General features: G+C 63.2%; 16 protein-coding genes. 7 read left to right on the plus strand and 9 right to left on the minus strand.

Going from position 1 to position 22,597, the window contains the following annotated elements; translation table 11 throughout:
- Positions 1-24: 24 nt before the first annotated feature.
- Complete coding sequence (locus tag ACSQ3I_RS20885) at positions 25-417, minus strand: GFA family protein (protein ID WP_436002015.1); 393 nt, start codon at positions 415-417, stop codon at positions 25-27.
- 665 nt (positions 418-1,082) lie between these two features.
- Between ACSQ3I_RS20885 and ACSQ3I_RS20890 the strand changes: the two genes are divergently transcribed.
- The gene (locus ACSQ3I_RS20890) at positions 1,083-2,186 is read left to right on the plus strand and encodes a DNA topoisomerase IB (RefSeq protein ID WP_436002122.1); all 1,104 of its coding nucleotides are present in this window, start codon (positions 1,083-1,085) and stop codon (positions 2,184-2,186) included.
- A 45-nt stretch (positions 2,187-2,231) separates the two neighbouring features.
- On the opposite strand, the gene katG is transcribed toward ACSQ3I_RS20890, so the two are convergent.
- On the minus strand, positions 2,232-4,406 hold the full coding sequence (gene katG / locus ACSQ3I_RS20895; protein ID WP_436002017.1) for a catalase/peroxidase HPI: 2,175 nt from the start codon (positions 4,404-4,406) through the stop codon (positions 2,232-2,234).
- Between the two features lie 154 nt (positions 4,407-4,560).
- On the opposite strand from katG, the gene ACSQ3I_RS20900 reads away from it, so the two are divergent.
- The gene (locus tag ACSQ3I_RS20900; RefSeq protein ID WP_436002019.1) at positions 4,561-5,472 is read left to right on the plus strand and encodes a hydrogen peroxide-inducible genes activator; all 912 of its coding nucleotides are present in this window, start codon (positions 4,561-4,563) and stop codon (positions 5,470-5,472) included.
- Positions 5,473-5,497: 25 nt separating this feature from the next.
- On the opposite strand, the gene ACSQ3I_RS20905 is transcribed toward ACSQ3I_RS20900, so the two are convergent.
- Positions 5,498-5,971 (minus strand): Lrp/AsnC family transcriptional regulator, encoded by a 474-nt coding sequence (locus ACSQ3I_RS20905; RefSeq protein ID WP_436002021.1) that lies wholly within the window; start codon positions 5,969-5,971, stop codon positions 5,498-5,500.
- Between the two features lie 169 nt (positions 5,972-6,140).
- On the opposite strand from ACSQ3I_RS20905, the gene putA reads away from it, so the two are divergent.
- Positions 6,141-9,827: a trifunctional transcriptional regulator/proline dehydrogenase/L-glutamate gamma-semialdehyde dehydrogenase gene (putA, locus tag ACSQ3I_RS20910; RefSeq protein ID WP_436002023.1), complete on the plus strand. Its 3,687-nt coding sequence runs from the start codon at positions 6,141-6,143 to the stop codon at positions 9,825-9,827.
- A 337-nt stretch (positions 9,828-10,164) separates the two neighbouring features.
- Here the strand turns inward: putA and ACSQ3I_RS20915 are convergent, their stop codons facing one another.
- The 5 genes from ACSQ3I_RS20915 to ACSQ3I_RS20935 form a co-directional block, all read right to left on the minus strand.
- Positions 10,165-12,171, minus strand: a complete 2,007-nt coding sequence (locus tag ACSQ3I_RS20915) for an amidase (protein WP_436002025.1) — start codon at positions 12,169-12,171, stop codon at positions 10,165-10,167.
- Positions 12,168-13,202, minus strand: a complete 1,035-nt coding sequence (locus ACSQ3I_RS20920) for an agmatine deiminase family protein (protein ID WP_436002027.1) — start codon at positions 13,200-13,202, stop codon at positions 12,168-12,170. The genes ACSQ3I_RS20915 and ACSQ3I_RS20920 overlap by 4 nt, the downstream gene beginning before the upstream one ends.
- 190 nt (positions 13,203-13,392) lie before the next feature.
- Positions 13,393-13,761, minus strand: a complete 369-nt coding sequence (locus tag ACSQ3I_RS20925) for a response regulator transcription factor (protein ID WP_436002029.1) — start codon at positions 13,759-13,761, stop codon at positions 13,393-13,395.
- A gap of 88 nt (positions 13,762-13,849) precedes the next feature.
- On the minus strand, positions 13,850-14,479 hold the full coding sequence (locus ACSQ3I_RS20930; RefSeq protein ID WP_436002031.1) for a response regulator transcription factor: 630 nt from the start codon (positions 14,477-14,479) through the stop codon (positions 13,850-13,852).
- Positions 14,480-14,485: 6 nt separating this feature from the next.
- Entirely contained in the window at positions 14,486-16,066 is a 1,581-nt protein-coding gene (locus ACSQ3I_RS20935; RefSeq protein ID WP_436002033.1) for an ATP-binding protein, read from the minus strand.
- A 414-nt stretch (positions 16,067-16,480) separates the two neighbouring features.
- Between ACSQ3I_RS20935 and ACSQ3I_RS20940 the strand changes: the two genes are divergently transcribed.
- The 4 genes from ACSQ3I_RS20940 to ACSQ3I_RS20955 all read left to right on the plus strand — a co-directional run bounded on the left by ACSQ3I_RS20940 (position 16,481) and on the right by ACSQ3I_RS20955 (position 20,880).
- Positions 16,481-16,996: a sigma-70 family RNA polymerase sigma factor gene (locus ACSQ3I_RS20940; protein ID WP_436002035.1), complete on the plus strand. Its 516-nt coding sequence runs from the start codon at positions 16,481-16,483 to the stop codon at positions 16,994-16,996.
- A gap of 155 nt (positions 16,997-17,151) precedes the next feature.
- The gene (locus ACSQ3I_RS20945) at positions 17,152-18,078 is read left to right on the plus strand and encodes a FecR family protein (protein WP_436002037.1); all 927 of its coding nucleotides are present in this window, start codon (positions 17,152-17,154) and stop codon (positions 18,076-18,078) included.
- A gap of 113 nt (positions 18,079-18,191) precedes the next feature.
- Positions 18,192-20,540, plus strand: a complete 2,349-nt coding sequence (locus ACSQ3I_RS20950; RefSeq protein ID WP_436002039.1) for a TonB-dependent receptor — start codon at positions 18,192-18,194, stop codon at positions 20,538-20,540.
- 43 nt (positions 20,541-20,583) lie between these two features.
- Positions 20,584-20,880 (plus strand): DUF2218 domain-containing protein, encoded by a 297-nt coding sequence (locus tag ACSQ3I_RS20955; RefSeq protein WP_436002041.1) that lies wholly within the window; start codon positions 20,584-20,586, stop codon positions 20,878-20,880.
- Between the two features lie 112 nt (positions 20,881-20,992).
- Here ACSQ3I_RS20955 and ACSQ3I_RS20960 read toward each other — a convergent pair whose 3' ends face one another.
- Positions 20,993-22,588 (minus strand): alpha/beta hydrolase-fold protein, encoded by a 1,596-nt coding sequence (locus ACSQ3I_RS20960; protein WP_436002043.1) that lies wholly within the window; start codon positions 22,586-22,588, stop codon positions 20,993-20,995.
- Between the last annotated feature and the right edge of the window lie 9 nt (positions 22,589-22,597).

Consider the following 22,597-nt stretch of genomic DNA (forward strand, 5'->3'; position numbering starts at 1 on the left):
CCGCAGGCGGGTCGTAAAGGCAGCCTATTCCTCGAAGCGGCTCTCGGACTCGCGATCCCGGTCGTATCGCCGTGACAACGGGAACGGCGGCAGCCAGGATTCTCGCCTTATGGTCCAGAGTTCATAGGTTGGCGTCAGCTGGTCGGGCGCATCCAGGGAGCCGAGGTTGACTTCGATTTCGTCCCCGGTGCGGGCAAAGACGGGGGAGCCGCAACGGGGGCAGAAAAACCGTCCGGCGTAATCGCGTGTTTCTCCTTCGATTGCCACCGCCTGCTCCGGGAAGATCGCCGATGCATGAAACAGCGCTCCGTGATGCTTGCGGCAATCGAGGCAATGGCACAGGCCGACCCTGTAGGGTTTTCCTGAGGCGACAAAGCGCACATCGCCGCAGCGGCAGCCGCCAGTGAACCGATCCATGCCGCGTCTCCTCCAAAGCCGGGCCAACGGATATGTACCACGAGCGGTGTCGGCGTCGCAATTGTCCCGCCAGTGCCGAACGGAAAAGGCCGTCTCCCGGCAGAAGGAGACGGCCTTTGGGCGGACCGGGCGGGGTCCGCGGCTTCGGTGGAGGGGGAGCCGAAGCCCGACGGCTTTGCAAGCCATCCGTGCCTCGGCGAGGGGGGAACCGAAGCGACAACCAAAACCTACTGTGTTTTCCGGACCGGCATAACTACACCAACGTATGGGCCGGCCTAACCCAGTCGGCAATGTCGCTACGCCCGCTATCCCGACTACCCTCCTTGCATTCGACGAGTGCCGCGAAGGCTGCAGATCCGGGTTTTCCGCGATGGGAAGGCAGGGGAACCAGCGCCCACCCGTCGGTCGGCAGGGTTTCAACGCAAGGAAGAACTTTGATGTCTGACAGTCCGCTCGAGATGACGGTTTCCCGCAGGCAGATGTTGCTGGCCGGCGCGACCGTTTCCGCACGGCATGCTGACCACGCATGCCGACGTCATCAACCCGGATCTGCTTGCCTTCGTTAAATCCTGACGGGGCTGACGGCGGGTGTCCCGGCCTGCCTTCCGCTTTTTGTTTGTGCCGCGGCGTGGAACCGCGTGCCCGGCAATCCGGTTTATGACGGCATGAACCAGATGATCCCGAAAGACAGGATTGCGGCGGCGGCGGCGCAAGGCAAGCTGACGTCAGGGCTCGTTTATCGCAGCAGCCTCGAAGAGGGCATCACGCGCAAACCGGCGGCGAAAGGTTTTGCCTATTTCATGCCGGGCGGGCGGCGAATAAAGGACAATTCCGAAATTGCCCGCTTGAACGCCCTGGCGATCCCGCCCGCCTATACCGACGTCATCATCTCGACCGATCCCCTGTCGCACCTGCAAGCCGTCGGCAACGATGCCCGGGGCCGTCGGCAATACCGCTACCATCCGGATTGGCATGCCGAGCGGGGCCGGGCCAAGTTCGAGCGGCTCGCCGATTTCGCCCACCGCCTGCCCGATATTCGCGAGCGCGTCGACAGCGATCTACGCATCCGGGGGCTGACGATGGAAAAGGCGCTGGCAACCGTGGTGTGGATGCTCGACAATCTCTACATCCGCATCGGCAACAGCACCTATGCGCAAAGCAACGGCTCCTATGGGTTAACGACCTTGCGAAACCGCCACGTGACGATCACTGGTTCCAGCGTCCGTTTCCGTTTCAAGGGAAAGTCCGGCAAGCAATGGAACCTCGTCTACAGCGACAGGCGGATCGCCAATGTCGTGCGAAAACTGCAGGAATTGCCCGGCCAGCAACTCTTCCAGTATGTGTGCGAAGGTGGCGATTGCCGGCAGATCTCGTCGCACGACGTTAATGCCTATATCAGGGAAGCCGCCGGCGACGATTTTACCTCACGCCAGTTCCGCACCTGGGGAGCGACCTGCATGGCCGTTTCCGCCCTTGCGCCGCTTGAGGTCGGACCGTCCGAGCGGGCCATCGCCCAGCAGATCAACGAGGCGATCGATGGGGTGGCCGCGAAACTGGTCAATACCCGCGCCGTCTGCCGCTCCTCCTACATTCATCCCGCCGTGTTCGACGATTTTCGCGCGGGCAAGCTTGCCGGGATCAACAGGTTGAGGAAAACCCGCAGCCAGCGGCTTCTGGAATGGATGGACGAGGAGGAGATCCGCGTGCTGCACTGGCTGACGTCCCGCGAAACTTCGGGGCCAACGTCGAAGACGGAAAAGGCCCGCTGACATTGCCAGCGGGCCTCGTTTGTCACTTGAGATCGAACGCTTCGATCAGGCGATGTCGAAACGGTCGGCGTTCATCACCTTGGTCCAGGCAGCGACGAAGTCGTTGACGAACTTTTCGGCGTTGTCGTCCTGGGCGTAGACTTCGGCATAGGAACGCAGGATCGAGTTCGAGCCGAAGACCAGATCGACACGCGTCGCGGTCCACTTCACGGCACCCGTCTTGCGGTCGCGGATCTCGTAGAGACCATTGCCGACCGGCTTCCAGCTGTAGGCCATGTCGGTCAGGTTGACGAAGAAGTCGTTGGTCAGGGCACCGACGCGGTCGGTGAACACGCCGTGCGCCGTGCCGCCGTGGTTGGTGCCGAGAACGCGCAGGCCGCCGACCAGGACGGTCATTTCCGCAGCGGTGAGGCCGAGAAGCTGGGTCTTGTCGAGCAGCAGTTCTTCGGCGCTGACGGCGTAGTCCTTCTTCAGCCAGTTGCGGTAACCGTCATGGATCGGTTCCAGCACGTCGAAGGAGGCTGCGTCAGTCTGCTGGTCGGTGGCGTCGCCACGGCCGGCTGCGAAGGGCACGGTGACATCGAAGCCGGCAACCTTGGCAGCCTGCTCGACGGCGACATTACCGGCAAGAACGATCACGTCGGCGATGCTGGCACCCGTTGCCGCAGCGATCGGCTCAAGCACCGAAAGCACGCGGGCGAGGCGGGCCGGCTCGTTGCCTTCCCAATCCTTCTGCGGTGCGAGACGGATGCGCGCGCCGTTGGCGCCGCCACGCATGTCCGAACCACGGAAGGTGCGGGCGCTGTCCCAGGCGGTGGCGATCATGTCGGACAGGGAGAGGCCGGAAGCGGCGATCTTCGCCTTCACTGCCACGACGTCATAGCTGGTGTTGCCGGCCGGAACCGGATCCTGCCAGATCAGTTCCTCGGAAGGAACGTCCGGGCCGAAGTAACGGGCCTTCGGTCCCATGTCGCGGTGGGTGAGCTTGAACCAGGCGCGGGCGAACGCGTCGGAGAAAGCCTCCTGGTCGTTCATGAAGCGCAGCGAGATTTCGCGATAGATCGGGTCGACCTTCAGCGCCATGTCGGCGTCGGTCATCATCGGGTTGTGGCGGATCGACGGATCCTCGACGTCAGCCGGCTTGTCGGCGTCGGCGATCGAGACCGGCTCCCACTGCCATGCGCCTGCCGGCGACTTGCGCAGTTCCCATTCATGCTTGAACAGCATCTGGAAGAAGCCGTTGTCCCACTTCGTCGGTTCCGTCGTCCAGGCGCCTTCGATGCCGCTGACCACGGTGTCGCGGCCGATGCCGCGCTTGGTGGTGTTCATCCAGCCGAGGCCCTGGAATTCGACGTCGGAAGCTTCCGGATCGGGGCTGAGCAGGCTGGCGTCGCCATTGCCGTGCGCCTTGCCGACCGTATGGCCGCCGGCGGTCAACGCCACGGTCTCTTCATCGTCCATGGCCATGCGCGCAAAAGTTTCGCGCATCATCGCCGCGGTCTTCAGCGGGTCGGGCTGGCCGTTGACGCCTTCCGGGTTGACGTAGATCAGGCCCATCTGCACCGCAGCAAGCGGGTTTTCCAGGGTCTTCGGGTCGGCAACGCTGGTGTAGCGGTTGTCGCTCGGCGCCAGCCACTGCTTTTCGGCACCCCAGTAGACGTCCTTTTCAGGATGCCAGATGTCTTCGCGGCCGAAGGCGAAACCGAAGGTCTTCAGGCCGGCGGTCTCATAAGCGATGGTGCCGGCGAGCGCGATCAGGTCGGCCCAGCTGATCTTGTTGCCGTATTTCTTCTTGATCGGCCACAGCAGGCGGCGTGGCTTGTCGGTGTTGGCGTTGTCGGGCCACGAGTTCAGCGGTGCAAAGCGCTGGTTGCCGGTGCCGGCGCCACCGCGGCCGTCGGTCATGCGGTAGGAACCGGCGGCGTGCCAGGTCATGCGCACGATCGTGCCCACATAGTTGCCCCAGTCGGCCGGCCACCACTCCTGGCTGTCGGTCATCAGGGCGCGAACGTCGTTCTTCAGCGCCTCGACGTCGAGCGTCTTCAGCTCTTCGCGGTAGTTGAAGTTCTTGCCGAGCGGATTGGTCTTGGTGTCGTGCTGGTGCAGGATGTCGAGATTGAGCGAATTGGGCCACCAATTCGTGACCGAAGACCCCGAAGAGGTCATTCCGCCATGCATCACGGGACACTTGCCCGCCGGCTTCACGTTGTTACCGTCCATTTCTCTTCCTTTCATCGCTTGCGAATGATCTGGCACTGACCCGGCTGCCGGAATCCCCCTGCCGTGCTCATAGTCTGGCCCTGCGACAACCGTATAAATCACTCTTTGCATAAAGAAAACTTGTATTTTCTAATGACATCGATAGGAATAACTTATGAGTTCGATTTCTATAAGGCACCTCCGCTATTTCGACGCGCTTTCCCAGCACGGCCATTTCGGCAGGGCTGCGGAAGCCTGCGCCATCTCCCAGCCGGCGCTCTCCCTGCAGGTGAAAGAACTGGAGGATGTGCTGGGCGTGGCGTTGATCGAAAGAAGCAGCCGGCAGATCCGGTTGACAAGCGTCGGCGAAGCCTTCGTGCCGCGGGTGCGCGAAATCCTGCGCGCCATCGACGAGCTGGGCGAACTGGCGCGCGCCTCGCTCAGTCCGCTGGCCGGGCGGCTGCGCATCGGGATGATCCCGACCGTCGCGCCTTACCTGCTGCCTTCGTTCATCAAGCGGCTGACCGAAGATTTCCCCGATCTCGACCCGCGTCCACGCGAGGCGGTGACGCAGAAACTGATCGAGGACCTGATGGCCGGACGTCTGGATGTGGCGGTTGTCGCCCTGCCGGTATCCGAGCCGTCGCTGCACGAACAGTTGCTCTTCGACGAGGAGTTCATGCTGGTGCGGCCTTTGAGCGACCGCAACAAGCCGGTGCCGGGTTCGGACGTGCTGCGCGAAATGCGGCTGCTTTTGCTGGAAGAGGGGCACTGCTTCCGCGAGCAGGCCCTGTCTTTCTGCAAGATGTCCCCCACCGTCGCGCGTGAACTGATGGAAGGAAGCTCGCTATCGACGCTGGTGCAGATGGTGGGCGTCGGTCTCGGCGTTACCCTGATCCCCAGCATGGCCATCGGCACCGAGACGGCCTCCGCACGGGTTTCCGTCGCCAGGCTGCATGAACCGCGGCCGTCGCGCAGCATCGGCATGGTCTGGCGGAAAACCAATCCGCTGGCCGAGGGCTTTCTGCAGATTGCCGACATTCTCCGCGAGGAGCATGCCAACCACAAGCTCGCCGGCGCCGTCTGAACGGCACGCCGGCTGAGGCCATGCCTCAGCGGCCGCTTTCCTTGACGGATTCCATCGCGACCGAGGTGGAGGTGCTTGCCACATTGGGAAGACTCGATATCTTTTCGCCGAGGACTTCCCTGTAGCGTCTGATGTCGGAAGTCCGGATCTTCAGCAGGTAATCGAACCGGCCGGCGATCATGTGGCACTCTTCGACTTCCTTGATCTTGCGGACGGCGGTGTTGAATGCGGTCAGCGCCTTTTCCTTGGTATCGGACAATTTCACCTCGGCGAAAGCGACGTGATCCATGCCGAGTTTCTTCGGATTGAGGATGGCGCGGAAGCCGTCGATGTACCCTTCGCTGATCAGCCGTTGTAGGCGAAGGGCGCATGGCGTTTTCGAAAGGCCGACGGCGGTGGAGATTTCGGTGATGGAAATGCGAGCGTTTTCAACGAGTAGATCGAGAATCTTCCTGTCTATCGTGTCGATTTCACTGTTTTCCTGTTTGGTTTTGGACATAAAGTAGCGCCTTGGCCTGTCTATTTGGTGATAAGTCCTGATTTATTCAGAATAATGGTGAGAATTCGCTGCAGCAATCGAATATGGTGGCGCCGCGCAATCTCCTCCAGGTCGATGATTTGCGTAAGACCCGTGTCAATGGCTTCCTTCTGCAAGGATGGTGATGGAAATGGCTGAACCCGCGATCAACAACGAAAAAAACATCTTTGCCGCTTTCGCCCCGCCGGTCCGGGCGCAGAGCGCGTTGCGGCAGGCGATCACCGCCGCCTATCGCAAGCCGGAACAGCAGGCCGTCAACGATCTCCTGGCCCAGGCCTCGCTGCCGGAGGATGTTGCGGCCCGTACCCGCGAGACGGCGCGGAACCTCATCGTGGCCTTGCGGGCAAAACACAAGGGGTCCGGGGTCGAGGGGCTGGTGCATGAATATTCGCTCTCCAGCCAGGAAGGCGTGGCGCTGATGTGCCTGGCGGAAGCGCTGCTGCGCATTCCGGATACGGCGACGCGCGACGCGCTGATCCGCGACAAGATCGCCGACGGCAACTGGAAGTCGCATATCGGCGAGGGCCGTTCGCTGTTCGTCAATGCGGCGACCTGGGGCCTCGTCGTCACCGGCAAGCTCACCTCGACGGTCAACGACCGCAGCCTGTCGGCGGCACTGACGCGGCTGATCGCCCGCTGCGGCGAACCCGTCATCCGCCGCGGCGTCGACATGGCGATGCGCATGATGGGCGAGCAGTTCGTCACCGGCGAAACCATCGAGGAAGCGCTGCGGCGCTCCCGCGCCATGGAGCAGAAAGGCTTTCGCTATTCCTACGACATGCTGGGCGAGGCGGCGACAACGGCTGCCGACGCCGAGCGGTATTACAAGGATTATGAAGCGGCGATCCACGCCATCGGCAAGGCATCGGCCGGGCGCGGCATCTATGAGGGGCCGGGGATCTCGATCAAGCTGTCCGCCCTGCATCCGCGCTACACGCGCTCGCAGGCCGAACGGGTGATGAGCGAGTTGCTGCCGAAGGTGAAAGCGCTGGCGGCCATCGCCAAGTCCTACAATATCGGCCTGAACATCGACGCGGAGGAGGCCGACCGGCTGGAACTGTCGCTCGATCTGCTCGAAGCACTTTGCTTCGATCCTGCGCTTGCCAACTGGGATGGCATCGGTTTCGTGGTGCAGGCTTATGGAAAGCGCTGCCCCTTCGTACTCGATTTCGTCATCGATCTTGCCCGGCGGTCGAGCCGGCGCATCATGGTCCGGCTGGTCAAGGGCGCCTATTGGGATGCCGAGATCAAGCGGGCGCAGCTCGACGGGCTGGAAGACTTTCCGGTTTTCACCCGCAAGGTGCATACTGATGTCTCTTACATCGCCTGTGCCAGAAAGCTGCTTGCGGCCACCGATGCCGTCTTCCCGCAATTCGCCACCCACAATGCCCAGACGCTTTCCGCCATCTACCAGCTGGCAGGTCCGGATTTCCGCGTCGGCCAGTACGAGTTTCAGTGCCTTCACGGCATGGGTGAGCCGCTCTACGAAGAAGTCGTCGGCCGTGAAAAGCTCGACCGTCCGTGCCGCATCTATGCGCCGGTCGGCACCCATGAGACATTGCTTGCCTATCTCGTCCGGCGCCTGCTGGAAAACGGTGCGAACTCCTCCTTCGTCAACCGCATTGCCGATCCGCTTGTGTCGGTGGACGAACTTGTCGCCGATCCGGTGGCGGTGGTGCAGGCCATGGCCTCTCCGGGCGCAAAACACGACCGCATCTCGCTTCCCCAGGATCTCTATGGCAAGGGCAGGCTCAATTCTGCCGGCCTCGATCTCTCCAACGAGACGGTGCTTGCGGCGCTTTCCGGCGAACTGCGCGAAAGTGCTGCCGTAGAATGGCAGGCCGAACCGATGCTGGCGGATGGTTCGGGCGATGGCGACAGACGTCCTGTCCGTAACCCGGCGGATCTGAGCGACGTCGTCGGCTATGTCACCGAAATCCACGCCGAGGACGTGGCGAAGGCCGCGCGTCTTGCACTTGAGGCGGCACCCGTCTGGGCTGCCGTGTCGCCGCGTGAACGGGGCGACTGCCTGGACAGGGCGGCAGACCTGATGCAGGCGCGCATGCCGGCCCTGATCGGCCTGGCGATCCGCGAGGCCGGCAAATCGGCGGCGAATGCGATTGCCGAAGTGCGGGAAGCGATCGATTTCCTGCGTTATTACGCGGAGCAGGCCCGCCGTACGCTGGGTGCCGGCCACAAGCCGCTCGGGCCGGTGGTCTGCATCAGCCCCTGGAATTTTCCGCTCGCCATCTTCACCGGACAGATCGCGGCGGCCCTTGTCGCCGGCAATCCGGTGCTGGCCAAGCCGGCGGAAGAAACGCCGCTGATCGCCGCCGAAGCCATCCGCATTCTCCACGAGGCCGGTATCCCTGCCGGCGCCGTGCAGCTTGTGCCGGGAGACGGACGGGTCGGCGCAGCCCTGGTCGCGGCCGGGGAAACGGCGGCGGTGATGTTTACCGGCTCGACCGAGGTCGCCCGTCTGATCCAGGCCGAACTGTCCAGCCGCCTGTCTGCCTCAGGCAAACCGATCCCGCTGATTGCCGAGACCGGCGGACAGAACGCTATGATCGTCGATTCCTCGGCGCTGGCGGAACAGGTGGTCGCCGATGTCATTGCTTCGGCCTTCGACAGTGCCGGCCAGCGTTGCTCCGCGCTGCGTGTCCTGTGCCTGCAGGAAGATGTCGCGGACCGGACGCTGACGATGCTCAAGGGCGCCCTGGCGGAACTCCGCATCGGCCGCACCGATACGCTGAACGTCGATACGGGTCCGGTGATCACCACTGAGGCCCGGGAAACCATCGAGGCGCATATCGAGAGAATGCGTTCGCTCGGCCGCAAGGTCGAACAGGTGGCCTTGCCGCCGGAAGCTGAGCGCGGCACCTTCGTCTCGCCGACGATCATCGAGCTGCAGTCGCTGTCCGATCTCAAGCGTGAGGTTTTTGGCCCGGTGCTGCACGTGGTGCGTTTCAAGCGTGACGACCTGGACCGGCTGATCGATGACATCAACGCCACGGGGTACGGCCTGACCTTCGGCCTGCACACCCGCCTCGACGAAACCATTGCGCATGTCACCAGCCGGGCGAAGGCGGGTAACATCTATGTCAACCGCAACATCATCGGCGCGATCGTCGGCGTGCAGCCGTTCGGCGGCCGGGGTCTTTCCGGAACCGGGCCCAAAGCCGGCGGGCCACTTTATATCGGCCGCCTCGTCCAGACGCCGCCGATCCCGCCGCAGCACAGCTCCACCTATGTGCATCCAGGCGTGCTCGATCTGGCGGAGTGGCTGCGCAAGCGCAACAACTACGAGTTGGCCGATCGTATCCGCGATCTCGGCGGCAACAGCGCGCTCGGCATGAACGTGGAGTTGGCCGGCCCCGTGGGCGAACGCAATCTCTATGCGCTGCATTCGCGCGGGAAAATCCTTCTTGTCCCCTCAACGGAGGACGGGCTGGTCGCGCAACTCGGCAGCGTTCTGGCCACCGGCAATATCCCGGTCATCGATGCCGGTTCCGGCCTGAAGACGGCGATGGCAGGCTTGCCGGCAAGCCTGAAGGCACTCCTGTCGTGGTCGACCGACTGGGCGGCGGATGGCCCTTATGCAGGCGCCCTGATCGAAGGCGATGCGGAAACCGTTTTGGCGGCCACCCGGCGGATCGCCGGCCTGCCCGGACCGCTGGTCCTCACCCAGGCGGCATCCACGGCAGAGATTCGGGCCGGCGCCGATGCCTATTGCCTCAACTGGCTGCTGGAAGAGGTTTCCACCTCGATCAACACCGCCGCCGCCGGCGGCAATGCCAGCCTGATGAGCATCGGATAAGGGGCGAGTGTGCTTTGCAGCGATGCCGGCCGGCGTTGTTCGGCCGGCAGGTTGCGGAAAGCCCCTCATCCCCGCCTATCGGCGCTTCCGCCGCTTGCTGCGGGGTTATCGCAGATGATTGAGGGGCTGCAGGATGCGGGATGCCACACGGTAAAACCTGTCCGCTTGCCCCCCTCATCCGACCCTTCGGGCCCCCTTCTCCCCGCGGGGGAGAAGGGAAAGTCGACGTCAGGCCAAAAGCGATGGTCCTGACGCATGTGGGGTGAGGGGCAGACGCGACTGACCTCGCTTAAAGCGGCTTTACCGTGCAGTCCGCATGGAAGCCTCTAGCAATATTCTATGCCTCGGCACCCTGCGTTTCGACAAAAGCCGCTTGGCCATCACCGGCAACAGCAATGACGATGTGGCCCCAAGGGGCGCTCCATTCACTGTGGCAATAGTGATTGACTGCAACCGAATGTTCGGCGCGGAAGCGGCCGTTATCGACAACGGCTTCGATCGGCACACCATCCACCGTCAACACAAGCGCAGGTGATGTCGTCTCACCGCTGATCACCAGCTTTTCACGCTCGGCGCTGTCGGCCTCGACCGAAACCGCCAGTGTCAGTTTGCCTGACGCAGCGCCCGGCTGAGAAGAGCGGGCGGCGGTCTCCAGCGTGCCGGCCGTCCGCAGCGGCGGCTGCCGGTAGGTGCCGGTTGCCTCGAAGGCGGCAGCGATGCCGAGCAGCTTCTCATCGTCCCAGGCGCGGCCGGCGAAGGTCAGGCCGGCGGGCATGTGCGTGTCGGCCATGATCCCCATCGGCACGGTCACGGTCGGAATGCCGAGATGCCGGATGGCCAGGTTGCCGTTGGCGACCCAGACGCCGTTGCGCCAGGCCAAGGCCGCGGAATCGGCATTGACATCGGCATCCGCCGGGCCGACATCCGCCGCTGCCGGGAAGATGACAGCGTCGAGCCCGAGGCGATCCATCCATGCTTCCAGATCGACACGGCGGGTTTCCTCCAGTCCGCGAAGACCTTCCTCCAGATGCGGGATCTGGCGGAGATCGGTGACGGGATGGGCGCGGGCATGGGCCGGGTATTCGGTGATCCGGTCGTTGAAACCAAAATATCGGTCCGGCAGGCTGCCCTTGGGCGCCGGAAAGATCTTGTCGCCATCGACATCCGCCAACCGAGACAGTTTCGGATCGCCGTTCGCATCGAGAAAATCGTCCCAGGACCAGACTGACAGGTCGAAAATCTCTGACGTCAGGAAGTCGGGGCTGATGAGACCGCGGGTCGCAATCGTCGGGCAACCGGGGCGGTCGCCCTCATAATTGCTGACGGCCGGAAAATCGACGGTGATCACCTCGGCACCGGCTGCTTCCAGCGCTTGGCGCACCGCTTCCCACAAGGCGATAATCGAGGCGCGGGTCTCGATCTTCTGGCCGGTCGGGCCGCCGACGCCGGGCTTTTCCGCCGTTCCGGCGTCTGGATCGGCATTGATATACATCGCCGGCACGCCAAAACGTTTGCCGGCCAGCGTCGCTGTTTTGGCGAGCGCCGGGTAGGAGGCGGGACGTGTCTCCGAGGTTTTGGGAATGGAGATCCACGGCTGGCTGCGCCAGAGATCACCGCGCGTTTCCGGATCGTCGGCAACGATGGTATCGAGGATTTCCAGCATGTCGGCCATCGTGCGCGTGTGTGGCACGACGACATCCATGGTCGGCACCAGCGGCCAGTTGCCGCGCACCGAAATGACGCCGCGGCTCGGCGTGTAGGCGCAAAGCCCGTTGTTGGCCGCCGGCGCACGGCCGCTGGACCAGGTTTCTTCGCCAAGCCCGAAGGCCGCAAAGCTCGCGGCCGTCGCGGTGCCCGATCCGTTGGAGGATCCGGAGGCGAAGGCTGCCGTCAGATAATCGGCGTTATAGGGCGATTCAGCCCGGCCGTAGACGCCGCGCTGCATGCCGCCATTGGCCATCGGCGGCATGTTGGTCAAACCCACCAGCACCGCGCCTGCCGCCCGCAGTCGCGCGATGGCGAAGGCATCGTCGGTCGCAACCAGATCGGCAAAGGCGGGAGAGCCGGAGGCGACGGTCAAGCCGCGCACCTTGTAGCTGTTCTTGGCGGTATAGGGGATGCCGTCGAGAGGTCCGAGGCTTTCGCCACGTTGGCGCCTGAGGTCCGAGGCGTGTGCTTCTTCGAACATCGCCGGATTGAGGATCGGCACGGCATTCAGGGTGATCCCGTGCCGGTCGAAATAGGCGATGCGGCCGAGATAGGCGGCGACGAGGGCGACGCTGCTCGTCTCGCCGGTTTCCAGAGCTTGGCGCAGGTCGCTGATCGTTGCTTCGACGATTTTCACTTTGCGGCTCCCGCTTTCGGCTGCTGTTGCGTGATGCAGTGGACGCCGCCGCCGCGGGCAAAAAGCTCGCGGGCATCGACCGAAACCACGCGGCGTCCCGGATAGGCTTCCGCGAGCAGGTCGCGGGCGCGGGCATCGGCTTTCTCCTCGCCGAAACTGCAGGCGATGACGCCGTCATTGACGACGAGATGGTTGATGTAGCTCCAGTCGACGAAGCCGTGGGCGTCGGAAAGCGTTTCCGGCGCCGGCAGGTCGATAATGTCGAACGTCCGGCCCTTGGCATCGGTAGCACCAGCCAGCAACGCCCGGATCTCCCGCATCACGGCGTGATCGGGATGGGTGGGGTCTTGCTGGTCGTGCAGCAGGATTTTTCCGGGCGCGGGCATCGTCGCGACGATATCGACATGGCCGCGGGTGCCGAATTCCTCATAGTCGCGGGTCAGGCCGCGCGGCAGCCAGATCGCCTTGGAGATGCCGAGCGTGCGGGCGAGTTCTGCTTCGACGCGTTCCTTGTCGGCCTGCGGATTGCGGCCGGGATCGAGCTGTACGGTCTCGGTCACCAGAACCGTGCCTTCACCATCGACATGGATACCGCCGCCTTCGTTGACCAGCAGCGAGGAGACGACGGGCACGTCGATCAATCCGGCGATGAAGCGGGCAAGGCCGCGGTCGTTTGCGGCATTCGTCCAGGTGTTGCCGCCCCAGCCGTTGAAGATCCAGTCCACGGCGGCAAGCGAGCCGTCTTCGGCGGTCACGAAGGTCGGGCCGGAATCGCGCATCCAGAAATCGTCGATGACGCGTTCGACAATCTCGATCTCCGTTCCCAGCATGCGGCGGGCACGGGCAATTTCGGAAGGATCGACGATCATCGTCACCGGCTGGAAGGCGGCGACCGCATGGGCGACGGCCGACCAGGCCGCATAACCGGCCTCACGCTCGGCAGCATTGTCGCCCAGGGTCTGGTTTTCCCGGGGAAAAGCCATCCAGACGCGGTCCTGAGGCGCGGTTTCTGCCGGCATTGTCCACGTCATGTCTTCTCTCCCGATCCCTGTGCCTTCACTCGGCTTTTCACTGCACGAATCCCGCAGGTTTCATGCTTCTAGGAATTTGATCAAATTTCCATATCCGGATATTGTCAAGGCTCGGCCGGGTGCGGAGGTCGATTTTGTCGCCGTCGATCTGCCGCTGGGAGGCTGTCGATCACTCGATAAGTAGGCGGCATCACTTCCGCAACGCCCGCTCCATGGCGATGATCAGGCTCTCGAAATCGACGGGTTTGCCGAGGAAGGCCAAGGCCCCGCCGTCCAAGGCCTGCCTGCGTGTTCGCTCGTCATGATAGGAGGTCATGAAGATGATCGGTGGCCTTGTGGCGTCGGTGTTGAGGATTGCCTGCAGTTCCAGCCCGGTCAGCCCCGGCATCTTGACGTCGAGAAGTATGCAGTCGATCTGCTGGCGGTCCGTTGCGGCCAAAAAATCTTCCGCCGTCTCGAACAGCCGGCTTCGATAGCCGCAGGACTGGATCATGTCGTCCAGCGCCTCACGGATGGCGTGGTCGTCGTCGACGATGGCGATAAGGGGAGGCTGGGGCACGGACGTATTCTCTTGGCAATGGCTTGATCGTTTCGTTATGCGCCCGTCCGCGGCGCGAAAACATCATACTAGAGTGTAGGTCGCGGTTTTACGCGTCGAGGATCTCGGCCTTGCGCACCAGATCGGCCACGGACCGGGCCTCCATCTTGCGCATGACATTGCCGCGATGGAGTTTGACGGTGATTTCGCTGATGCCAAGGTTGAAGGCGATCTGCTTGTTCATCAGGCCGGCGACGACAGCGGTCATCACTTCGCGTTCGCGTGGCGTCAGGCTGCCGGCAAGCTTGACGACGGCGTCATGGGCGGCGTTCTCCTGCCGCCGCTGCGCGTCCTTGTCGAGCGCGATCGTCACCGCATCCAGAATGTCCTGGTCGCGGAAAGGTTTGGTCAGGAAATCGACGGCGCCGGCCTTCATCGCCCTGACGGACATCGGAATGTCGCCAAACCCGGTCATGAAGATGATTGGCATCCGGCTGCCGGCCTGCTCCAGCTGGCCCTGAAAGTCCAGGCCGCTCAGCCCGGGCAACCGGACGTCGAGCAGAATGCAGCCGGCGCGGTTGGTATCCGCACTGTCCAGAAAACTCCGCGTGTCCGCAAAGGCGCTGGTGGCGATCTTCATCGACAGGAAAAGATCGACCAGCGCCTCGCGGATCGAGGGGTCGTCGTCGATGACGTAGACGATGGGTTCCGATGGATTGGTTGCAGGCTGCTTGGCCATGTTTCCTCAAATCTCCCCGCCGGCAGGAATGACGATATCGAAAACCGCACCGCCATCGGCATGATTGCGCGCCAGAAGCTCGCCGCCCCGGGCTTCGAGGATACTCCGGCAGATCGACAGGCCCATGCCCATGCCGTCCGGCTTGGTGGTGAAAAACGGCGCGAAAAGCCGCGCCATGACGTCCGGCGGTATGCCCGGGCCGAAGTCCCGCACGGAGACGCAGATGAAACTGTCGTCCTGCCGCCGGGTTTCGATCACCAGGTTTCGCCTGGTGGTCCCCGGCAAAGTCATGGCCTGGATCGCATTGGTGATCAGGTTGATCAGCACCTGCTGCAACTCGATGCGCACGGCGCTGATCGTTCGCGCTGCCCGGCCGTAGATGACGTCGACGGCAATGCCTTCCCGGTTGAGATCGTGTTCCATGAGGGCCTGGGTCTCCCGGATCAGTTCGGCAAGATCGACCTTTTCGGCGGTGCGAAGTTCGTGGGAAAGCATCGAGCGCGTGTTGTGGATGATGTCGCTGGCGCGCTTGCTGTCGCGGATCATCCGTTCGGCCGAACGGGCGACCGCGGCGAGATCCGGCGGGTCGCGGTTGATCCAGCGCAGCATCGTCTGGGCGTTGACGACGAGGGCGCCGAGCGGCTGGTTCAGTTCGTGCGCCAGCGAGGCAGACAGCGCGCCGACCGTTGCGGCGCGGGCGGCCCGGGTCAGTTCGGCCTGTGCTTCGAGAAGCGCCTTCTGGGTCTGCTCGCGTTCGGTGATGTCGAACATGCCGACGACGACACGGTCGAACAGTTCGGGGTCGGCCGGCAGGCGCAGGCTCATCAGCACCAGTTTTGTCTGTCCGTCGGCGGCGATCAGATTGCCCTTGCCTTCGAAGGAGGGTTGCTGGTCGAAGATCGCCTGCATCAGGTCCAGAAAAGTCGCATCGTCGGGTGCCAGGTATTGGCGGGTCGAATGCGAGGCGCTGTCCTCGCCGACGTTTCCCAGAAGCTCCCGCGCGGCGTGATTGGAGGCAACGGTTCGCGTCAGGGCGATGCAATCGGCGATGGCATCGGGATGTTCCTGGACGTAGCCGGCAAGGCTGCTGACGCCCGAAGCCTTCAGCGACATCAGGAAGGCCCGCACCCGGGAATAATCCCGTTCCCAAAGTGCCACGCGGCTTTGCTCGAAGATCGAGCGATATCGCAGCTCGCTATCGCGGAGCGCTGTATTCGATGCCAGCAGGGCGCTGCGGGAACGGCTGTCGCGTAGCAGCAGCGCGCCGGTGATGAAAAGTGCCGCAAGCGAGACGGCAAGGCGCAGAACGGCGGGAAGGTCTGGCGCCAGCCCATGGGTCGCCAGGTAGGAGACCGTGGTGAGCAGCGCGAGAACCATGGTGGCGACCACGATCCCCTGTCTGGTCAGCATGTTGGCTGCCAAAAGCAGGACGATGACATAGAGAACCGCAATCGCGCTTTCTATCGACGTGAAGGTGTCGACCCAGAAAACGGCAACGGCCAGCAACAGCGCGGCAAACCCGACAGCCACGTCATGGCCGAGGGTCGGGGAGCCGTGTGCCTCCCTGGTCAAACGAAACGTAGTCATCAAGGGTCTCCACAGAGCTTGCCGCCCTTGCATTTTTTGTGATGCGCGCAGGGTAATCCATACGCTGATGCTTCCAACCTATACAAAGGTTTAAGTGGATAGCCATCGTCCGGTGCGACGCAGGCCAGGTCTCCTGACGCGCGACAGGGAAGCGGCTGTGGTTTTTTGGTGACTCCGCCGCCGAAAAAGCGACCGTCCTCCAGGCGGGCAGTTGCCGTCACTTGCGCCTGCCCTCCGATAGGCTGCCAACAAAATCAACAACTAAAGATGAGAAAAACATACCAGTTTCTGGCTCGTGCCGTGTGCACGGCTGGAGGCTGGATATTGCCTAGCAAATTCAATGCGTTTATTCCGATGACATCATGGAAACGGGGATGGGTGCATGCAGCGCGCATCTGGCAACGGCAGTCGGGAATGACCACGGACGCGGATATCCGGCACGGACTCTATATCGCGCATCGCTCGGCGCTGATCGATTATGCCGCGCGCATTCTCGGTTCGCGCGAGGCGGCGGAGGATATCGTGCAGGATGCCTATCTGCGTTTTGCACCAAACCGCACGAGTGGCGATTCGGCACGACAGGCGCTTGCCTATCTTTACCGCATCGTTCGCAATCTCGCCTTCGATGTCCTCAAGCGCCGCAAGATCGAGGTCCGCGAGCAGGCCGGCGATCCGCCTTTCTGGACCGTGCCGCAAACCATCGAGACGCCGGAGCAGACCCTGATCCTGAACGACGAGGTTCGTATTGCCGCCGATGTGCTGGCCTCCCTGCCGCGAGACGTGCAGATCGCCGTTGAGATGCATCGTTTCGGCGGGCAGACGCTGGAAGAGGTCGCGGCGCATCTCGGCATCTCGGTTGCCACCGCCCATCGCCACGTCCGTTCGGCCATGGTCAAGATCGCGATGGCCATCGGCACGGTGAATTCCTGAAAAAAGCGGGCACGCTTGAAAAAAAGAGTACATCGATCGTCTCTACGAAGAAGGGAAGAATTCGGTTAGAAGTGCCGGCTTGCGGCATCGAGGTCCGAAGCAGGTACGATTTGGCACGGCAGGACGACAAAGACAGCGTGGTTTTGGAAGAGGCGATGGATTGGTTCCTGCGACTGCGGGAAGATGCGCGCCATCCGGCCGTCGAGGCGGAGTTTTCCCGCTGGCTGCAGCGATCCCCAGCCCATGCCGAGGCATGGCAGAAGGCCTGCCGAACCTGGGAAGTGCTTGGCGAAGTGACGCCCGTGCATGCCGGTTCCTGGCAAAGCCGCAAGGTCGTGACGTTTTCGCCGCCGACTTCCCGGCGCCGCGGCAGATGGGTCGCTGGGGCGGCGGCCCTTGCAGCGGTGCTGGCGCTTGCCGCCCCATCACTGCTGATCCGGTTGCAGGCCGACTATATGACGGCTACCGCCGAAACCCGCCGGGTCACCCTGGAGGATGGCACGGTTGTCGATATGGGCGCCGACAGCGCCATCAAGGTGGAGGTCGCCGGATCGTCGCGGCATGTGACGCTGCTGCAGGGCGAGGCGTTTTTCGACGTCGCCCATGATCCTGCTCGGCCGTTTACGGTCGATACCGGCGGCGTCGAGGTTGCCGTGCTGGGCACCGCGTTCGACGTGCAGCTTTCCAGCGAGGAGACGACCGTGGAACTTGCCCGCGGCATCGTCAGCCTTTCCCCGGAGCCGGCGGCCAGCAGGGCGGTCGAACTGGCACCGGGCGAGATGGCGGTGGTCGATCATGAAAGCGGCGCCGTTGTCAGGGGCACGATCGCGGTGGAGGACATCGCCTCCTGGCGCAATGGCCGGCTTTTCGTCAACGACGTGACGATTGCCTCGGTGGTCGAGCAGTTGCAGCGTTATCACCCGGCCTGGATCAAGGTGGCCAATCGCAAGCTCGCGTCCCGGCGCGTGACCGGCCTCTACGACCTCAGCAATCCCGACCGCGCCCTGCACGCGCTTGTCGAGCCTTATGGCGGCAAGGTCCACGCGGTGTCGCCCTATCTGCGCGTGCTTGCCGATTTCTGACGGCCGAAAGCGAAAAAAATCGTTGGCTGGTGAAAAACATGAGCGAGCTGGTCGTCTTTACACCTGAGACGCAGCCAAGGGGGCGCTGCGGACAAGCAGGAGACTAGGGCGACATGACTTTGCCGGGGTGCAACGCTGGACGGGGTTCGAAGACCAGCACGAGCCGACTTTTTGTAACGCGTTTGCTGGCGACGGTGGCGCTGGCCGGCGTTTCCGCTTTGGCGGCGGGCAATGTCCGGCCGGTTATGGCGCAGGAGACCACATCGCGGCTTGGCGCCGCGCGCGATTTCAATATTCCGGCACAGCCGCTCGCCAGCGCCCTGAACAGTTTCGGCCGGCAGTCGGGGCTGCAGGTGACGCTTGCCGCTTCCACGTCGCGCGGCGTGACCGCCAGCGCGGTGCGTGGCTCGCTGACGCCGCAGCAGGCCTTGTCGCAGCTGCTTTCCGGCACCGGCATTTCCTTCCGCATCACCGGTGACGGCACGGCAGTGGTGGGTGCTTCGCCGTCCGCGGCGGCGACGGGTGGTGATGTCGTGACGGATGGATCGACGGTCCTGAGGCCGATCCAGGTGCATGGAACCGGCACCAGCGGTGACGGAATTGGCGAAGTCAGCATCACCTCGGAAGATCTGGAGCGCACCAATCCGACGAACATAGCAGATGTGTTCCGCGACGAGCCGGGAATCGCCGTCGGCAGCTCGCTTCCCGCATCGCAAAAGGTCTATGTCCACGGCGTCGAGGAAACCAACCTTGCCGTCAGCATCGACGGCAGCCGCCAGAACAACAAGGTCTTCCATCACAGCGCCACTAACCTGATCGATCCCAGCCTGCTGAAGGCCGTCGATGTCGATGCCGGCATTGCGCCGGCTGATGCCGGTCCGGGGGCTCTTGCCGGCGCCATCAACTACGAAACCAAGGATGTGCGCGACCTGCTCACGGAAGACGGTTTCGGCGGTTCGGTCACCTCCAGCTACAATTTCAACAGCCACACGCTGACGACCGGCGCCTCCGTCTACGGCATGCAGGACGGCTTCGAAATGCTCGGTGCCTTTAGTTTTGGACGCGGCGATGAATTCACGGCGGGCAACGGCGATCTCGTCAACGGTACGGCGACGGATTTTTTGAGCGGCCTCGGCAAGGTTGCCTATGAATTCGACAGTGGCGACCGCGTCGAACTCAGCCATGAACGTGTCCACGATGCGGCGGCACGGCCGTTCCGCGCCAACGTCGGTTTCATCACCGGCCGCCCGGCCTGGGAGCCGCGGGTTCGCGATTATCGCCTCGACCGGCAGAACACGGTGTTTACCTACACGGATTCGACGCCGGAAGGCTGGTGGGATCCGAAACTCGTGCTCGCCTACAGCCGCAACACTGTCGATACGCTGGGTTACGCCTGCCCGGGCCGCGGTTGCACCGTGCCGGTGACATACCCGACGATCGGCGAAACCGACAGCTTCAACGGCCGCTTCGAAAACAAGTTCGACGTCGGCATGGGCAGCATCACCGCTGGTGTCGATTTCTACAATGACAGCGTCAATCTGGATGCGGAAAGCGTGGCACTTGCCTTCTCGGATTCGGCGCGGGAAAAGGCCAGCAATGTCGGCATCTATGCCCAGGCACGGCTTGAGCCGTGGGAGCGCACGCGGCTTTCCTTCGGCGGCCGTGCCGATCACCAGTGGTTTACCGGTGTCGACGATTCCGACTGGAGCAACAGCGGCCTCAGCGGCAATATCTCCGGTGAGTACGATATCACCGACTTCCTGACGGCCAAGGCCGGTTACGCCCATTCCTGGGGCGGCATACCGCTTGCCGAATCCTTCATCATGAACCCGGCCTGGACCTATGGTGATGGACCGGAACCGGTCAGCGCCGACAATTACCTGATCGGCCTGGAAGCCAAGTATGCCGGCTTCAGCGTCGAGGGCAGCCTGTTCCGCACCGATATCGAGGATGCCCGCATCGCCCGCTACAGCCCGGCGGCGACCGGCGGCCTCATCGCCCGCGATTTGGAATCGCGCGGCTTCGAGATCGGCGCGGGTTACGCCTGGCTCGACGGCTACATCAAGGTGAAGTACGCGCATATCGACGTCGATGTCGACGGTGCGCCGGCCGATTCCGATACGGGCAACTACCTTGCCGCACCTGTCGGCGACATCATCACCATCACCGGTGCGCACACCTTTGAGGATTGGGGCCTGACGATCGGTGGCGATATCGAGATTGCGCCGGAATACGACCGGGTGGCCGCTAATACGCCGGCCTACAAGGCGTATGAAGTCGTCAACATCTTCGCCGAATACAAGCCGGCGAGCCTGTCGCACTTCACCTTCCGCGCCGACGTGAAGAACCTCTTCGACGAGACCTATGCGGAGCGGGCCACCTACGGCCAGGAATTCGGCACGGTAACACCGCTTTACGAAGCGGGCCGCACCTTCCTGCTGACGGCGAAGGCAACCTTCTGATGCGGTTTGCCCATCAAGACAACGATCATCGGGAGTTTTCCCGATGATCGCGGCCAATGCGGTGATGCCGACCGAAAGCGGCGGCAAGTACCTGGTTCAATTGTGCAAGCATTTCGCCCATCGCATCGATGTTTCCTACAGCGAAACCTGGGGCGAATGCCGGTTCTCCTGCGGCACGGCCGTGCTGAGGGCCGATGGCGACGCCTTGCATATCCGCACGACGGCGCCCGACGAGGCGCAACTGGCGGAGACGAAATCGGTGATCGAAAGCCACCTCATCCGCTTCGCCTTCCGCGAAAAGCTGGAATCCCTCGATTGGGTGGAAGCCGTGGCCGACTGAACCTTTTGGTTTCGAGCATTTCCGCTTTTCTTCGAAACGCGAAAACGCTCTACCTCTTTGTTTTTACGCAATTCCGGGCGCAAAACCGCTGCGCACTTTTGCTGGAATTGCTCTAGCGGCCGAACAGTGCGCTCAGTCCGTCCGAAATGGCACCCCGCCAGACGACGTAATCGTGCCCCCCGGCATATTCGCGGTAGGACACCGGCACGCCCTTGGCGACGAGGATGTCGCGGAGATGACGGTTGGTTTCGAGGATGCCGGCGGTGCCTTGATGCGGCCCGCTCTCGAACAGGCCGGCCGAGAGGAAGAAGCGCAAGTTCGGCGCCGTAGCTTCCGCCAGCGTCGCCGCCACATATTCTTGCCGGTCGCGCGGCGTTCCCGCCGGGCTCCACCAGAAGGAGCCGGAGAGGCTGAGGACATTGCCGAAGCTTTCGGGGTGCCGCAGCGCCACGGTTGCGGCAGCCAGGCCGCCGTAGCTCGATCCGGCAAGGATGGTCCGGGCCGGCCGCGCCGCCATTCCGGTTTCGGACAGCACTCGTGGCAGCAGGTCGCTGGCCATGAAATCCGCAAAATCAGCGTTACCGGGCAGTTCGCGCGCCCGGGTTTCCCGATCCGGATTGGCGATGAACACGGCAACGACCGGCGGTATCGCCTTCGCGGCGATCATGGCGTCGAGGATCGCCGGCAGCGGCACTTTCGACATGTATTCGCTGGCGTCAAAGACAAAAAGCAGGAGTGTATCGGGATTGGCCGGATTGAAGCCGGCAGGGCGATAAAGGCTGATCGTGCGGCGGTTGCCGAGCATTTTGCTCTCCACCTCGAAACTGGAGAGGGAACCTTGGCCGTTGTCCGTGCCCGCCAGCCAGGGCTGCGCAGGGGCATCGGCGAGTTCGAGCAGGGATTCCTGCCTGTAGGCATCGATTGCCTCTGCCGGCCAGGGATGGTGGTTCAGCGGGTCGGCTTTCGCGGTCGCCAGGATGGCGATGCGCCGGTCGCGGGCGGTTCCCGGTACGTCGGGCACGTCGAAGGCCAGTTGGTAGGAGAGCCGGGTGTCGTTCGGAACGACAAAACTCTTGAACCAGACATCGCTTTCGCCAAGGCGCTGCAGTTCCTCATGGTCGCCGGACGGCGCCCCGAACAGGCGGACGTTGCGCTTGGCGCCCCGTGCCAGGAAGGTGACGATCTTCCGGCCGTCGGCCGCATCCTCGATCAGCGGCGTGCCGTGTGCCTCGACGGCCGACCAGAAGGTTTTGGTCGTTCCGCCCTGCGAAAGATCCGCCGCGAGCGTCGTTAATTGCGGGCTCAGCAACGGATCCGGTGTCGCAATTTGCTCGGAGACCGGCAGGCGCTGGAGGATTTCTAGGCTATAGTCGCCCGTGCGGCGTGCCGTCAGTTTCAACTGTCCCGGCGTTTCACCCTCGACATAGCGGAATTCGACCGCTCCGCTCGCATCCTCTGCCAGACGGCGCAAGTGGGCGCCGTCTGAGGTGACGAGGTCGAGATCAAACCGTCCCTCGGTCACCCGCAGGGTTCCGGTGACGTAGTCGCTGCGTCCTGCCGTCGTTGTAAAGGTCGCCACCTCGCCACCGGCCATCTGGCCCAGACGCGGGGTCATGGGCAACAGCAAGGCATCGTCCGCCTTCAGCGGCACGGAGAGGATGAGCAAGGCGGACATCGCGGACGACAGGAGACGGAGCGGCAATCGCATTCAGGCCAT

The organism is Rhizobium sp. LjRoot30 (assembly GCF_964253915.1).
In the GTDB taxonomy this organism is placed as follows: domain Bacteria; phylum Pseudomonadota; class Alphaproteobacteria; order Rhizobiales; family Rhizobiaceae; genus Metarhizobium.